We start from the raw sequence: 17,243 nt of genomic DNA on the forward strand, positions 1-17,243 counted from the left end.
CGTTCTAAAGTGTATACTTATGTTACTATATTTCTTTAAATCATCATATTTTTATGTATTATATGATTTTAAATCTTATAAACCATAATTATTTTTTACATATTCTTTAAACTTTAAACTCTCTCTAACCATTTCAAGTTCATTATCCTTTTTTATATAATCTATAAATTTAGGATACAACTCTACAGCTTTTATTAAATCATCTATCGCACATCTTATTTCCCCTTTTAATGCATTAAAACAACTTCTATTATAAAATAGGAACTCACAATCTGGATTAAACTTGATTCCTCTTGATAAAATCTCTATCGCTTTATCTATTTTCCCTTCATCCTTATAAATAATTGCTAAATTCAAAAAACTGTATGGATATCCTAAATTTTTTTCTATTGCTCTTTCATAATAAGCTTTTGATTTATCTAAAACATTTAATTTTTTATAAATAACCGCCATATTAAAAAGTGCCATATAATGATTCGGGTCTATTTCCAATGCTTTTGAAAATCTTCTATATGCTTTATCTAAAACATTTAATTCTTCATAAATAGATCCAAGATTTATATGTGCCCAAAAATCCTTACTGCATATCTCTAACAATTTTTCATAATATATTATTGCCTCTTCCTTTTCCCCTATTATATCTAAATCATTAGCTAAATAAAATAACGCTCTATCATATACTGGATTTATCTCAATTGCCTTTTTATAATGCTCTATAGCCTGTGTAAAATTCTCTCTTTCATCATATATAACTCCTAACCCATAATGAGCCCTTGAATCAAACTCATTTATCCCTAAAGCCTCTTTATATTTTTTTTCAGCATTCTCACTCTCACCCATCTCATCTAAGACCAAAGCTATATTTATAATAAGGTCTAAATCTTTAACATCATTTAAAAGTTCTTCAGCCATTAAATAATAATTTAAACATTTTATCATATTCCCATTATCATAAGCTTGATCTCCTTTTTTTATATAGTTGTTTACCAAATATTCTTTATCCATTTTAAAACCTACTTTTCCTTTATTTCCTCTTTATAGTTATCAAATTTATATTTCCAATAAATATAATTTCTAATATTTTTCTTTTCAACATAGTTTAAAAAATAATCTAACGCTCCTCTTTTTTCAAGTCCCTTCATAAGATGTCTTGGATATGGTACTATTTTTTTATAATTATTTTTAGGATCTATTATTCTTATAGAATAATCCTTTTGAACAAATAAATCTTTGCACCTTATATCTAATCTCGTAAAATTTAACCTTTCAAACTCCTTAAGCATATCATATAATTCTTCGCAAATTCTATTATTTATAGCATTATCACTTAAATATTTATCTAATCTTACTCCATCTACATACTCTCTTATTATATACTTAGGTCCACTCTCATATATTTTAGGGAAAAATTTAGACCTATGAACTCTTTTTAATATATCACTTTCATCTTCCCAAGCTGTTATTTTCCTAAAAAATTTAACTATTTTTTTATCAGATAACATAAAAATAATTCCATTATGCCCTTGCCCTATATACTTTGCATTTCTTAATTCTTTCTCTAAAGATTTTGGTATATCAAGACTATAATCAAAATTTTTCAATTAACTTCTCTCTTTATCATTGCTCACTATTATTTATATTTTAATAAACTAAAAAAATTACTACATTACAAAAATTGTAAATAGTAATTTTTCTAGTTTTTTTATGCACTACATACCTTTATTATATGCACACATAATTATATTTAATTATTATTTCCATATAATGCAGTATAAATTTTTTCAAACACATCTACTCTCTTCACGTATTTATCAGTTTCACCAAAAGGTATATAATTTAAATTCCCATTTTCAGAGTAGTCTCCACTACTAAGCCACGAATCAACATTGCCACGACCAGCATTATATGCCGCAATAACTAAATCCCAATTTCCATACTGCTGATAAAGATCTTCTAAATACCAACATCCAAATTCTACGCTAGTACGTGGATCTTTTAACATACTAGAATTAAAATTAGTAACTCCCATTTGTTTTGCTATCCATTCTCCAGTACTGTCTGTTATTTGCATAAGCCCTTTTGCTCCAACATCTGATTGAGCATTTGGATCAAAATTACTCTCCGTTTTCATAACAGCATAAACTAAATTCGGATCCAAATCATATTTTGCGCTATATTCTTGTACATATGTTGAATATTCTCTAGGAAAAAACACATTTTTTAAAATTACTGTACTTCCAAAAAAAATCAAATATATAGCAAGTAATGCTACTATTACACGTGTTAAAACTTTCCTCATTAAAATCTCCTACTTTTCATACAAGTTTAACAATTCTATTAAATCATCAACTTGTTCTTTTGTTTTATTTAAATTTCCACTATTATCTATTATAAAATTTGCATATTCCCTTTTTTTATCTAAACTAAGTTGAGAATTTATTCTATTTATTGCTTCACTTTGTGTCAAATTATCTCTAAATTTCATTCTCTGTATCTGTGCATTTTGGTTTAACCAAACTAAGATTATCATATCCATTTCTTTATGCATTTTATTTTCTATGATGGTTGCACCATCTAATATGGCAATCTTTTTTCCCATTTTTTCAAGAGCATTAAACTTTTCTTCAATTTCTCTTTTTATATAAGGCATTATTATATTTTCATATTTTATCCTCTCTCCTTGAAATCTAAATATATGATTTCCAAATTCATGTCTTCTAAATTCACCTCTCCAATCAAAAAAATGGCTTCCAAACTCTACCTTTACTCTTTCTAATATTTCAGGGTATTTAATTAATACTTCCTTTGCAATATTATCAGCATCTATTATACTAAAGCTTGCATCTTTTAGCAATTTAGATATGGTACTCTTGCCAGAACATATGCCTCCAGTAAGCCCTATTTTTATCATTTTTATCATTTCCCCCTTTATTTTGCATCATACCAAGTGTCTCCTAAATTAATATCAACCTCTAAAGGAATACTTAAATCTAATACATTTTCCATTTCAGCTTTTAATAAATCCTTTATAACATCTATTTCCTCTTTAGGAACATTTAATATTAGTTCATCATGAACTTGAAGAATTATTCTACTATTTAAACCTTTTTCTTTTATTTTGTTATAAACATTAACCATAGCAAGTTTTATAATATCTGCTGCACTTCCTTGTATTGGTGCATTCATGGCTAATCTTTCACCTAAAGCTTTTACTATCTTATTTGAAGAATTTATCTCTGGTATAAATCTTCTTCTATTTAACATAGTTTTTACACTACCAGTAGTTTTGGCCTCTTCAATTATATTTTTTATATAATCCTTAATTTTAGGATATCTTTCAAAATATATATCCATATATTCCTTAGCTTCTTTTCTTGTTATGTTTAAATCCTTAGCTAGACTAAAATCTCCTATACCATAAACAATTCCAAAATTAACTGCCTTTGCTCTACTTCTCATAAGCCTTGTAACTTCACTAGCATCTACTTTAAAAACTTCTGATGCAGTTTTTGTATGAATATCTGAATGATGCTTAAATCCATCTATCATATTTTCATCATTAGATATATGGGCCAAAACCCTAAGTTCTATTTGAGAATAGTCAGCAGAAACCAACACATCTGTATCTTTTCTTGGTATAAATACTTTTCTTATTTCTCTTCCCATTTCATATTTTATAGGTATATTTTGAAGATTAGGCTCTGTTGATGAAAGTCTTCCTGTTGATGTTACTGTTTGATTAAAGTTTGAATGAATACATCCATCCGTATCTATAACATTTTTTAATCCTTCTACATATGTTGAATATATTTTAGCTAATTGTCTATAATATGTTATTTTCTCTATTATAGGATGCTTATCCTTTAACTTTTCTAAAACTTCTGCATTAGTTGAATATCCAGTCTTGGTTTTTTTTATAACAGGAAGATCCAATTTTTCAAAAAGTATTTTTCCAAGCTGCTTTGGTGAATTTATATTAAACTCTTCTTCTGAAAGACTATAAATTTCTTTTTGAGTTTCATTTATTTCTTCTTTAAATTTTATGGATAATTCATCCAACATATCTTTATTAACTTTAAATCCAATTATTTCCATGTGTGATAATACATTGGCTAATGGAAGTTCTAAATCATACATTAATGTTTCCATATCAGCTTCTTTTATCTTTGTTTCTAATGTTTTTGTTAATTTCTCCATAAAATTAATAGAAATTATATCTTTATTTAATTCAGTTATCTTTGGATACTCACCTAAATATTTATTTATTAAATCAATTAAAGGATATTCTCCCTTTGATGAATCTATAAGATATGCTGCAATTTCAGTATCAAACTTTATATTATTAAATTCAATATCTAATTTCCTTAATGCTGTTATTGCATTTTTTACACTATAACTATATTTTTTTATATTATAGCTTTCAAATAATTCTCTTAAAATTTCTATGCAATTGCTATCGTTTATTAATTCTTTCATATTTAAGATATAATTTTTATTATTAATACTCATTAATATTTGTTCTATCTCTATAGTTGAATATTTCTCTGCATTTTTTAAATTAAATATTAAATATATACTATCTTTGATAGTACTATAAACTTCTTTTAATTTACAAAAATCTTTTATTTCTTCAAAATCTACTTTTAATTCTTCACCTTCTTCCTCTGCATTTCCTTCTAGCCCTTCTATTTTAGTTATTAATGTTTTCATTTCAAGATTTATAAAAAAGTTTTTAAGTCCTATTTTATCAAAATTTTCATTAGATTTTATACTTTCCAAATCAAATTCTATAGGTACATCTATTTTTATAGTTGCTAAATCCTTTGAAAATATCGCCTGTTCTCTATATTCTATAAGATTTTCTTTTAGTTTTTTACCGCTTATTTCATCTACATGATTTAATACATTTTCCATGCTTCCATATGTCTTTATAAGCTTAAAAGCTGTTTTTTCTCCAACCCCTGGCACTCCTGGTATATTATCTGATTTATCTCCCATAAGACCTTTAACATCTATAAACTGATTTGGGGTTACACCAAATTCGCTAACCATTCTATCATAGTCATAAACTTCTTTCTCGCTAACCCCTTTTTTAGTTATACATACTTTAATATTTTTATCAGCTAACTGAAGAATATCTTTATCTCCACTAACTATGTAAACCTCAATACCTTTTTCTTGAGCATACTTAGCTAAAGTTCCTATAATATCATCAGCTTCAAATCCATCTATTTCATATATATTTATAGATAATAAATTTAACATTTCTTTTACAAGAGGTATTTGACTTGCAAGCTCATCTGGCATCTTCTTTCTACCTGCTTTATAATTATCATATTTTTCATGTCTAAATGTAGGTGCTTTTCTATCAAAAGTTGCAACGATATAATCTGGTGCTATATCCTCTCTCAGCCTAAAAAGCATATTGGAAAATCCATATATAGCATTTGTATATATGCCATCTTTATTGCTTAAAAGAGGTAGTGCATAATAAGCTCTATTTAATAAACTATTACCATCTAATATAAGTAATCTTTTCATATTTATCCTCCAAACCGATTAACTATTAGTATTTAACTATTATTTCAAAATTAATAAAATATATTATACTACTAAAAATACTTAATATATTATACTATATCGTAAAATTCATTAATTTCAAAATTAAAATATAAAAATCAATTCACTTTTAACACTTTTATAATAAAATATATTATTAACAAATATCTGTCAGTGAGTTTTTCATGAATAACTTGAATTTTGAAAAATTTAATAATAAGTCATCTATAAATTACTTTAAAAAAAATTTAATATTTTTAGGTGAAGGTATTTCAAGGTTAACTTTTGCCCTTAATGATTATCTAGTTTTAAAGGTTGCTAAAAGCCCTGATGGACTTATGCAAAACTTTATTGAGAATTACATTTATAATTCATGTGGCAATAATTTTAAAAAATATCTATGTCCTGTTATATTTTGTAACAATAAATATTTAATAATGCTAAGAGCACTTCCATATATTAATATCTATAATAAAAAATTTATTGATATTAAGAATTTAAGAAATGATGAAAACCTAGAATCTAATATTATGCTCTTTGCAAATACCTTTGATTTATTTAAAAATGATTTAAAAAAAACATCATCTTGGGGCATATTAAATAACGAATACTACTTAATAGATTATGGTTGCAATAATCCATCTTCTGATGAATTTTACAAGAATTTAATGTTAAATAATGCTTAAATATTTGTTCTTATTTAATAACTCTATTATAATTAAATATATTTATACTTAAGATGATATTTATTTTGGACAAATAAAATTAAATTTTTAATACTTTTCTAAAATAACAATTGCTTAAGAAAAAAATACAAATATATATTTAAAGAAGGTGTAATAATGAATAAAGAAAATTTATTAAAAAAATACGCAAAGCTTGCTATTTATCAAGGAGTTAATGTACAAAAAAATCAAACTCTTGTAATATCTTCTCCAATAGAATGTGCCAAATTTACAAGAATGCTAGTTGAAGAGGCTTATATTAAAGGAGCAAAAGAAGTCGTTGTTCAATGGAATGATGAATTAACTGGAAAACTAAAATATAAATATTCCCCTATGGAAGTTTTTGAAACTATTCCTGAATGGGTTAAAGAATCAAGATTAAGTTATGCTAAAGAGGGAGCATGTTTTTTAAGTATATCAGCATCAGACCCAGAACTTCTAAAAGATGTTGACCCTAAAAAAGTAGCCACATTTAGAAAAGCATCTAGCATAGCCTCTAGAGAGTTTAGTAGTAGACTTATGAGCAACGAAAATGCTTGGTCTATTGTGTCTATTCCAACTGTTGGGTGGGCTAAAAAGGTCTTTCCAAACATTTCAGAAGATGAGGCTGTTGAAAAACTTTGGGATGCAATATTTAAAATAGTTAGAGTTGATTCCCAAGATCCTGTAAAAGCTTGGGAAGAGCATAAAAATACTTTAAAGAAAAATATGGATTTTTTAAATTCTAAAAAATTTAAATCCCTTCATTACACAAACTCTTTAGGAACTGACTTAATCATTGAACTTCCTGAAAAACATTTATGGGCTGGTGGAGCTGAATTTACTCAAGATGGAACAGAATTTATAGCAAACATGCCAACAGAAGAAATTTTCTCTATGCCTAAAAAAACAGGTGTTAACGGTAAAGTGGTAAGTTCTATGCCACTTAACTATGGTGGTAATTTAATAAACAATTTCTCTTTAACTTTTAAAGATGGAAAGGTTGTTGATTTCTCAGCTGAAGAAGGTTATGAAACACTTAAAAATCTTTTAGATACTGATGAAGGAGCTAAATACTTAGGCGAAGTAGCATTAGTTCCTTACAATTCACCTATTTCAAATTCAAATATTATATTTTTCAACACATTATATGATGAAAATGCATCATGTCATTTAGCTTTTGGTAAAGCATACTCCCTATGCATCAAAGATGGTGAAAAGATGAGCGAAGAAGAACTTCTAAAAGAAGGGGCTAATGATTCATTAACTCATGTTGATTTTATGATAGGAACAAAAGATTTACAAATAACTGGTACTACATATGATAACGAAAAATTTGATATATTTGTTAATGGTAACTGGGCATTTTAATAATTTTTAAACCATTCATCCATTATTTTATCAATCTAGTTAAATAAAAACCACAATATATTTAAATATATTGTGGTTTCACTTTTATCTACTTTTTAACATTATTAAAAGCTCTAATAAAAGCCTTTTCATGTAATTCATCCCATTTTAATTCAATTAATTGATTATCAATTAAGATATCGCTATCATGTAAAAATAATTTAATTGTACTTATAAATGGTTCCTCTAAAGTTGTAATTTCTAAAACCTTATTATCTTCATCTATATTATTTACAAATTTATCGAAATTATATTTTAATAATTCTATCCTATCTTCAACCGTTTTTACATCATAAAATTTTACAAGCTTCACAAAAATATAAAGCATGTAATTCATAACTTCTTCTCTAGAATTTTTATTTATTAAATTTTCTATTATATTATTTACTTTAGATTTATATAACCATGTTGCAATTTTTGCTCTAAGATTGTAAATCATTATAATTCTACGTAAATTTATATTACTTTCATCATCAAATACTTTCTTTACTTCTAAATTATTATAATAATCTAGCTTTTCAAATTTATATATATCAATTACTTTTACAGCTTCATGAATAAATATAGCCCCTTCTTTATCAAAAACATTTATAGAATTTTCTAAAGCTTTCTTTTTTGAATAAGGACTTACATATCCATTTGTTAATAATACAAATTTTATTTTAATTTCTTTAAATTTATCCCTACATTCTAAAAATCTTTTTTGCCAATAATTAATTGATTCATTACAATCTTTTATATATGGAAACTCCTTAAAATTATTTATAGTCTCATTCATATCTTCTTCTGTAAGCGAACATTTATTAAAAGCATTTATATATCTTGTTTTTATTAAATGAACTTCTAAAATATCACTATTTTCATCGTTCATATAAATTCCACAAATCCCTTTATCGTTTTCTCCTTTAGTTATGCTTTTTATAGTTTCCTCATCAGTTAATTTTTTTCCTTTAATATTTGAATATTTTGCTAAATAAAAAAATGTTAAAGCATTTCTATCACTAACTTCTATTTTATCACTATATGTATAGTTTAAATAATTTCTAACTATACCAATATAATCCATCAAAAGCTCATTATTCACATATCTCACCTCTCAATATTAAATTTTAATTTATGGCTTTATTCTAATGCTGAATTTGATATTATTCAAAACTATCCTAACTTATTTAATCATAATCATTATATCATAATATCTATTTATATAAATAAAAAAGCTTCGAATCGAAGAAATTTCAACGATTTTAGAAGCTTTTATACGAGATAAGTCTATAAGCCGAGTTCTGTATTTGATAATCATCTATCTAGGCCTAACGTTACCATTAGGCTCAAGCGGCATACCCGAGGACAGGACGGGCAATCCCTATATGTCCTTCTATTTAGCCTTGCTCCAGGTGGGGTTTACATAGCCATATAGTCACCTATATGCTGGTGAGCTCTTACCTCACCTTTCCACCCTTACCTAAAAAATTTAGGCGGTATATCTCTGTTGCACTATCCTTAAAGTCGCCTTCACTGGACGTTATCCAGCACCCTGCCCTATGGAGCTCGGACTTTCCTCTCCTAACTTAAGTTAGCAGCGATTATCTGGCTTACTCGCAAAATTAATATTATCACATAGTCATAAATTTTACAACATATTTTTATTAAAATTTATGTTCATTATAATCTTTACCCTCTTAATATTATCCAAAACACATTAGTTTTATAGCTAAAAAATTGATATTAATTTCATTAAAATTTTTAAATAAAATTATATGGATCTTTTGAAACTTTTGAATAATAAAATTTAATATCTTGATTTTTGCGCCTTATTTTTTTTTCTAATTCTTTAACTATCTTTACAAAAACTGGCCATTCTGAATTAAAGTGTCCTAAATCTATTATGTCTATCCCCATTTCAGTATAATCAGATGTAAAATGATAAGTAGTATCCCCTGTTATTATCAATTCTGCTCCTAAATTCCTAGACATTTCAAAAAAATCTTGACCACTACCATTTATTATAGCCACTTTTGTTACTTTATCATTTAAGTTCCCTGTATATCTTAAATCTTTAATATCTAATTCACTTTTAAATAAATTTATTATATCTTCTAAAGTATTTTCATTTTTCAATTTCAAGAATCTACCTATCCCACACTCTTTATCTTCGGTAGATTCATCTATTATACTGCAAGTTTCATATTCTAAAATTTGTGCTATTGTATCATTTATTCCTCCCTTTGCACTATCTAAATTAGTATGAGCTGAATAAACATTTATATCTGATTTTATAAGTTCTATTATTTTAGCACCTAAGAGAGTATTATCTGTTACAGAATTTATCTTTCTAAATATAAGCGGATGGTGAGTTAAAATCAAATCAGCATTTATAGATTTTGCTTCCTCTATAACTTTTTTTGTACAATCTAAAGCAACTAAAACATTTTTTATATTGCTTTTATCACTTCCTACAATTAAACCAACATTATCAAAATCTTCTTTTAAATTTATTGGTGCTATCTCTTCAACATATCCTATAATATCCTTTAATATCAAGAAATCATCTCCTTAAGCTTATCTATCTTTTCATTTAAAATATCTTTTTTCTTTTTAGCAAGACTTGTATCATCTTTTATATAACTTATTATATTTTCGTACTTTTTTATTTTTGATTTTATATAATCTTTTACTAAACTATTATTGCTTTCTAGCAAAATAGAGCTTATCTCATAAGATATTTCATCCTTAATATTTATTTTTTTAGCATTTTCATTATATTTCACTTTAAAAAGTTCATAAAACTTTCCATCATCTAATATCAAATCTTCATTTAATATCTCAAAATTATTATTATATAAAAATTCCCTTAAAACTTCTGGATTTTGGGCAGGTTGTAGTATTAAAAAGTCATATAATTTAACCTTTTCTATATCTTCTAAAATAATATCTCTTATTAAATTTCCTCCCATTCCAGCAATTATAACTCCATTTACTTCTCCTACTTTTAGAGGTTTAAGCCCTCCCCCTAAAAGGCATTTAATCTTTTCAGAAAGTCCTTCAAATCTTATATTAGTTGATGCTTTCTCTATCGGCCCCTTGTTTATATCACTAGCAATAGCACTATTACATTTATTATTTTTTACAAGATATATAGGTATATATCCATGGTCTGTTCCTATATCCGCTATGGCTTCACAATCATTTACATAACTTGCTATTTTCATTAATCTTTTGCTAAGTTCCATAATCTCTCTCTTTCTTAATGCGTTTTATTTTTTTATTATTAAAGGAAAAGCACCTTATATAAAGGTGCTTAATCCAAATAATCTTTTAGTTTTTTACTTCTACTTGGATGTCTCAATTTTCTAAGTGCTTTAGCTTCTATTTGTCTAATTCTTTCCCTTGTTACGTTAAATTCTTTACCAACTTCCTCTAATGTTCTTGCTCTTCCATCATCTAAACCAAATCTTAATCTTAATACTTTTTCTTCTCTTGGAGTTAAAGTATCTAAAACATTTATAAGTTGTTCTTTAAGCATTGTAAATGCAGCTGCTTCTGCTGGAGCAGGTGCATCATCATCTGGTATAAAATCTCCAAGATGCGAATCTTCTTCTTCTCCTATTGGTGTTTCTAAAGAAACTGGCTCTTGAGCAATTTTTAATATCTCACGTACTTTATCAACAGGCATATCCATATGCTTTGATAATTCTTCTGGTAGAGGATCTCTTCCTAATTCTTGAAGCAATTGTCTTTGAATTCTTATAAGTTTATTTATAGTTTCAACCATATGAACTGGTATTCTTATAGTTCTTGCCTGATCTGCTATTGCTCTTGTTATTGCCTGTCTAATCCACCATGTAGCATAAGTTGAAAATTTAAATCCCTTTCTATAATCAAATTTTTCAACAGCTTTTATAAGCCCTAAATTACCTTCTTGTATAAGATCTAAAAATAACATACCTCTTCCTACATATCTTTTAGCTATACTTACAACAAGTCTAAGATTGGCTTCCGCTAATTTTTTCTTAGCATATTGATCACCATTTTCGATTCTATTTGCAAGTTCTATCTCTTCCTCTGATGATAATAGTGGAACTTTTCCTATTTCTTTTAAGTACATTCTTACAGGGTCATCTATAGCAATTCCTTCTGGAACACTTAAATCTAAATCTTCTTCAACACTTTCTTGTTCTATATCACTTATAACTTCAATTCCCATAGATTCTAATACTTCATATATTTTTTCTATTTGATCTGGACTTAAATCTATTTCATCTAATTCATCCATTATTTCTTTATAAGTTAATGCACCACTTTTTTTACCTTTTTCTATCAGTTTTTTAACTAAAACCATTTTTGTAGATTTATCTTTCATATCAGCCTTATTATTTTTGTTTCCTTCTTTGGCTGTTACTTTAGTTTTCATATTATTACCGCCTTCCACCATATATCTTATTTGCTCCTTTCTAGTTCCTTAAGTTTATCACTAATATCTTTTGATTTTTTAACCAATTCCATAGCTTTTGCTATATTACCTTCTCTTTCAAAAACACCTAAACTTTTCTTAATATTTTTGTTTTCTTGCTCTAATTTATATTTATTTATTCTATACTTATAATCTTTTATAAAAATATCTATATCTGAAAAATTATCTGAAAACTCTAGTTCTCTAATATTTAACCATTCTTTTAAAAGTTTTGGATTTTCACATTTTATTTCAATTTTTTTATTTAAATTTTCAAAATTTGTACCATTTAAGGTATCTAAAATTAAATCCATAATTTCTTTATGTTCTTCATCAATAAAATCATCTTTTGTCAAAGTATTTCTAATATCAACATGCCATTTTTCTTTACATAAAAGCTTAAGCATATTTCTTTCCCATTTTATGTAAATAGGTTCTATATTTAATTTTGTTCCATATTCTTTTATATTATTCATTTTATATTCATTTTTATAATCTATCTTAAGATTTCTATTTAATAAATCAATTAAAGCTTGCTCCGAAAATTTTGTATCTTCAGAAACTTTCTTTATATAAATACTTCTCTCTAATGGATCTAAAAATTTAAATATATCAACCAATCTTTGAGAATATATATCTACATCTTTAAAATTGTTAAAGTTTAACCCTTCCTTAGCTCTTCTAAGTTTATAATCCATAAGGCTCTCTGAATTTTTTATAAGAGTTAAAAAAGCATCCTTTCCATTTGCTCTTATAAATTCATCTGGATCTTTTCCCATAGGAATATTTAAAACTGCAACTTCAAGACCTGCTTCTCTTAAAATATCAAGCCCTCTAAGAGTTGCCATCTGTCCTGCAACATCAGCATCATATGCTATTATAACTTTATCTACATATCTTTTCAAAAGTCTACTTTGTTTTTCTGTAAGTGCAGTTCCTAAAGATGCTACTGAATTGGTAATTCCACATTGATGTAATGATATACAATCCATATATCCCTCAACTATAATTATTTCTTTATTTGAAAGGCCAGCTTTAACTGCAAAATTTAATCCATAAAGATTTGTTCCCTTTTGAAATAATATAGTTTCTGGAGAATTTAAATATTTAGGCTTAGAATCATCTAATACACGCCCACCAAAACCAATCACTTTTCCATTATGATCAAAAACAGGAAACATCACTCTATTTCTAAATCTATCGTATATTCTACCCTTTTCACTTTTTACAACAAATCCAGTTTCAAGCATTAAATTTTCACTTATACCTAATTTTTTTAAACAATTTACCGAATTTTGCCATCCTTCAAGAGAATATCCAAGCCCAAATTTTCTTAATATATTCTCATTTATACCCCTTCTTAAAAAATACTCCATAGCAATTTTATTTTTCAATAGATTGCTATAATAATATCTTCCCATTATTCGATTTATTTTATATATATTTTCTTTCTTTTTTTGAATTACAGATAATTTTTTATCTTCAAATTCTAAAGTAATGTTTGCTCTATCTGCTAGATATCTTACTGCTTCCGGGAAAGTCATAGATTTGTTTTTCATAACAAAACTTATAACATTTCCTGTTTCACCACACCCAAAACATTTAAATATCTGCTTATCCTGAGAAACACTAAAAGATGGTGTCTTTTCATGATGAAAAGGACACAACCCACTATAATTTTTTCCAGTTCTTTTAAGCCTAACAACATCTGATATAACATCAACTATGTCATTTTCTTCCTTTACTTTTTCTATAATATGCTCTGGAATAGGCAAAAAATCCCACCTCTTTTTTATATTTTCATTATACCTAATTCGACATCAAATGATAAATCCCTTTTAAGATTTAATATTTTTTTCAATTTATTTATTTTTATATTTTATGTATAGAATATTTTTAAAAAAATTATCGATTTTAAATTTTAATATTGATTCTAAATTTGTTACATAATATTTAAACATATTTTATAACTTGTCCTTATATTCCATAAACTTATGAATTTTGTTTAAAAACAATATAATATACAATCACTAACATAATTTTTATTTTTTAATTTTTCATATATTTTCAAAACAATCACCCACCTATATTAAATTATTTTAAATATAAGTTTATTAAACAATGTTAAATACAATGTATAATAAAATGCAATCAATATTTTATTATACATCATATTTATATTATATCAAAGAATAATTATTTTAATATATTAAGTTTATAGTAATATTTTCATAAATTTTAAAGTCAATCTAAATTTTTAAAGTATAATATTAAAAAAAAATTAATATGTTTAACCGTACAATAATTTATTAATATAGGAGAATCAAAAATGCCTACAAATTATAATAACTTCAATTTTTCTTGCAATGATTCTTTTAATCTGATAAAAAACAACATATTACCCTTATATAACATACATTCCTGTAACATAGAGCAGATTAAAGTAAAAAATACGAATAAAGACAGAGCTGTTTTTAAAATAACTTGTAATAATAAGTCATTTTGCTTGAAAAAGGTGTATTATGATGAAGGTAAACTTTTATTTATTTATTCTGCCTTAGAATGGCTATATCGAAACAATATAAATGTGCCAACATTAATTCCTTCAATATCTAAAAATAGATTTGTTAAATATAAAAACTTTTTATTTATATTAACCCCTTGGATTTACGGTGAAAAATGCGATTTTGATAATTTAGATAATATTTATATTGCATCTAAAAACCTAGCCCTTTTACACAAATGTAGCAATAATTTTTTTCCTATTAATGGTAGTTGCACAAAAGAAAACTGCGAAGATATTTATACATCCTTTAAAAGTCGAACCGAAAAACTTTTATATTATTACAATGAAGCTATGAAAAGACATGATTACTTTTCAGAAATTTTTATTTCATCTTTTAGTGAGAACTTTTATTTAGCCCAAAATGCTACCATTATAGCCTCAGGTATTAATAATTTAAGTAAAACCTTATGTCATGGAGATTATGTGAACAAAAATATAATTTTTAAAGATAACAATATGTGGTTAATCGATTTTGATAACTGCGCATTTGATTATGCTTCTCATGACATATCTCATTTCTTAAGAAGACTTCTAAAAAGAAATTCTATAAATTGGAATGTAGGTTTGACTAAATCCATTATTTCCATATATGATTCTATAACCCCTTTAACTAAAGACGATTTAAAATATATTTTATCTTATATATCATATCCACAAAAATATTTTAGAATAAGTAAAGATTATTACAGCAAAAAACCTAAATTTACAAAAGATGAATCCATCATAGCTTTAAAAAAATTATCATTAACTACAAAAACTCAAATAAATTTCATAAAAGATTTGGAAAAAATTTATTATTAAAAAAACTAGCTGTATTATTTAATACAGCTAGTTTTTTTACATAAGTGGTGCAAATATTCTAAGCACACTTCCAATTGCTTTTTGTTTCAAAGGTTGTCTCTTACATTTTTCTAAAGTAATTTTTTCACACTTTTCCAAAGTATCTTTAAAATCTTCTTCTATTTTAGATATTACGCTATTTTTATAAAAAAATACTCCACATTCAAAATGAAGATATAAACTTCTAAAATCTAAGTTTATAGTACCAACTACTCCCTTATCGTTATCTGACACAAAGCATTTTGCGTGAACAAACCCTGGAGTGTATTCATAAATCTGAACTCCTGCTTCTATAAGTTCTTCATAATAAGTTTTAGCTACCCAAAAAGCATATGGTTTATCTGGAATATGAGGCATTATAATAATAATTTCAACTCCTCTTTTAGCTGCATGAGTTAAAGCTGTTATCATTTCATTATCTAATATAAGATATGGAGTCATTATATGCACATATTTTGTAGCTTGATGTATAATATCAAAATATACCTCTTCACTAAGATTTTCAAAATCTAAAGGACTGTCTCCATAAGGTATTACAAATCCATCTGACTTAACTGATACATTTTCTTTTGATAATATATATTTTTCATAATCCTCCTTTTTATTTTCTGTTATATTCCACATCTGTAAAAACATCATAGTAAAACTTTTAACAGCATCACCTTCTAAACACACGGCTATATCTTTCCAATGACCAAAACGTTCTTTCACATTTATATATTCATCAGCTAAATTTACTCCTCCCGTAAATGCTACCTTCCCATCTATGACCAATATTTTTCTATGGTCTCTATTGTTTTGATAGGTTGATAGGGCTGGCTTTATTGGAGAAAACATCTTACATTTTATGCCCATTTTTTTTAATGTTTCAGGATATTTATATGGAAGAAGAGCCAAACAGCATAACCCATCATACATAACCCGAACTTCAACACCTTCTTTTACTTTTCTCTTTAATATATCTAAAATAGTGTCCCACATTACGCCTTCTTCTATAATGAAATATTCCATAAATATAAAATCTTTAGCTTTTTCCAACTCTTTTATCATTTTTTTAAACTTATCTTCCCCTAGTGGAAAATATTCTACATTAGTATTTTTATAAACAGGATATACTCCATAATTTGATATGTATTTACCTATAGATGCCACATGTTTATCCAAACTATCTAATTCTTTTAAAACATCATTATCTTGTTCTAAATAACATCTAGTTTCTTCTAACGATTTATCATATTTTTTAGCAATTAATCTTGTTTCAATCTGCAAATGTATAAATATGTATAATAAAGTTCCAAAAATAGGCATAAGAGCCACTGGAATTATCCATGATATTTTATACATTGGGTTTGTCCTATTATTTATTATATACAAGAGAACTATAGCACTTAAAACAGTAGATGCACCTACAATATATGTGACATATTCCATTAAGAATACATATATCGAAAAAAGTACAGCTAATTGAATTAATACTATTGCAATAACTATTAAAGTTCTTCCATAAACAACCTTAACTAAACTTTTTTTTCCTTTACTCAAAATTTTAACTCTCCCTTTAATCTTAAGTTTAATACATAATAAGTTTTAACTTTAAAGTTAAAACGTTAATAAATACTTTTATTAATTATATTATTATATTTTTACATACATAATTAAATTTGTAAACATCATTAACTATACTTCTTGTTTAAACTTAGATTTTTAAATACAT

Annotated in this window: 14 protein-coding genes and 1 other RNA gene; 3 read left to right on the forward strand and 12 right to left on the reverse strand. The window is 25.9% G+C overall.

The window, feature by feature from the left end; all coding sequences use genetic code 11:
* Positions 1–75: 75 nt before the first annotated feature.
* The 5 genes from HH195_RS08090 to polA form a co-directional block, all read right to left on the reverse strand.
* Complete coding sequence (locus HH195_RS08090) at positions 76–1,005, reverse strand: tetratricopeptide repeat protein (RefSeq protein WP_196370707.1); 930 nt, start codon at positions 1,003–1,005, stop codon at positions 76–78.
* Positions 1,006–1,013: 8 nt separating this feature from the next.
* Positions 1,014–1,601, reverse strand: coding sequence for a hypothetical protein (locus HH195_RS08095; RefSeq protein ID WP_055259293.1), 588 nt, complete (start codon positions 1,599–1,601; stop codon positions 1,014–1,016).
* 143 nt (positions 1,602–1,744) lie between these two features.
* Positions 1,745–2,299: a lytic transglycosylase domain-containing protein gene (locus HH195_RS08100; protein WP_196370709.1), complete on the reverse strand. Its 555-nt coding sequence runs from the start codon at positions 2,297–2,299 to the stop codon at positions 1,745–1,747.
* 9 nt (positions 2,300–2,308) lie between these two features.
* Positions 2,309–2,911 carry a dephospho-CoA kinase gene (coaE, locus tag HH195_RS08105; RefSeq protein ID WP_196370711.1) on the reverse strand — a complete coding sequence of 201 codons (603 nt, stop codon included), beginning with the start codon at positions 2,909–2,911 and terminating at the stop codon, positions 2,309–2,311.
* A 17-nt stretch (positions 2,912–2,928) separates the two neighbouring features.
* A complete protein-coding gene (gene polA, locus HH195_RS08110) occupies positions 2,929–5,541 on the reverse strand; it encodes a DNA polymerase I (protein ID WP_196370713.1) in 2,613 nt (870 codons plus the stop codon).
* 203 nt (positions 5,542–5,744) lie between these two features.
* On the opposite strand from polA, the gene HH195_RS08115 reads away from it, so the two are divergent.
* A complete protein-coding gene (locus tag HH195_RS08115) occupies positions 5,745–6,245 on the forward strand; it encodes a hypothetical protein (RefSeq protein ID WP_196370715.1) in 501 nt (166 codons plus the stop codon).
* Between the two features lie 156 nt (positions 6,246–6,401).
* Positions 6,402–7,634 carry an aminopeptidase gene (locus tag HH195_RS08120; RefSeq protein WP_196370717.1) on the forward strand — a complete coding sequence of 411 codons (1,233 nt, stop codon included), beginning with the start codon at positions 6,402–6,404 and terminating at the stop codon, positions 7,632–7,634.
* 88 nt (positions 7,635–7,722) lie between these two features.
* On the opposite strand, the gene HH195_RS08125 is transcribed toward HH195_RS08120, so the two are convergent.
* From HH195_RS08125 to dnaG, 6 genes are all read right to left on the reverse strand, one after another.
* Complete coding sequence (locus HH195_RS08125) at positions 7,723–8,757, reverse strand: hypothetical protein (protein ID WP_196370719.1); 1,035 nt, start codon at positions 8,755–8,757, stop codon at positions 7,723–7,725.
* Positions 8,758–8,928: 171 nt separating this feature from the next.
* Positions 8,929–9,272, reverse strand: an RNA gene (rnpB, locus tag HH195_RS08130) — RNase P RNA component class A.
* 144 nt (positions 9,273–9,416) lie between these two features.
* The gene (locus tag HH195_RS08135; RefSeq protein ID WP_196370727.1) at positions 9,417–10,214 is read right to left on the reverse strand and encodes a Nif3-like dinuclear metal center hexameric protein; all 798 of its coding nucleotides are present in this window, start codon (positions 10,212–10,214) and stop codon (positions 9,417–9,419) included.
* Entirely contained in the window at positions 10,211–10,903 is a 693-nt protein-coding gene (locus tag HH195_RS08140; protein WP_196370729.1) for a tRNA (adenine(22)-N(1))-methyltransferase, read from the reverse strand. The genes HH195_RS08135 and HH195_RS08140 overlap by 4 nt, the downstream gene beginning before the upstream one ends.
* A gap of 68 nt (positions 10,904–10,971) precedes the next feature.
* Positions 10,972–12,084 carry an RNA polymerase sigma factor RpoD gene (rpoD, locus tag HH195_RS08145; protein ID WP_055259618.1) on the reverse strand — a complete coding sequence of 371 codons (1,113 nt, stop codon included), beginning with the start codon at positions 12,082–12,084 and terminating at the stop codon, positions 10,972–10,974.
* A gap of 26 nt (positions 12,085–12,110) precedes the next feature.
* Positions 12,111–13,898: a DNA primase gene (dnaG, locus tag HH195_RS08150; protein WP_196370731.1), complete on the reverse strand. Its 1,788-nt coding sequence runs from the start codon at positions 13,896–13,898 to the stop codon at positions 12,111–12,113.
* A gap of 554 nt (positions 13,899–14,452) precedes the next feature.
* On the opposite strand from dnaG, the gene HH195_RS08155 reads away from it, so the two are divergent.
* Complete coding sequence (locus HH195_RS08155; protein WP_196370733.1) at positions 14,453–15,490, forward strand: CotS family spore coat protein; 1,038 nt, start codon at positions 14,453–14,455, stop codon at positions 15,488–15,490.
* 36 nt (positions 15,491–15,526) lie between these two features.
* Here HH195_RS08155 and cls read toward each other — a convergent pair whose 3' ends face one another.
* Positions 15,527–17,071, reverse strand: coding sequence for a cardiolipin synthase (gene cls / locus HH195_RS08160; RefSeq protein ID WP_196370735.1), 1,545 nt, complete (start codon positions 17,069–17,071; stop codon positions 15,527–15,529).
* Positions 17,072–17,243 lie beyond the last annotated feature (172 nt).

It is taken from the genome of Candidatus Sarcina troglodytae, assembly GCF_015708635.1.
In the GTDB taxonomy this organism is placed as follows: Bacteria; Bacillota; Clostridia; order Clostridiales; family Clostridiaceae; genus Sarcina; species Sarcina ventriculi.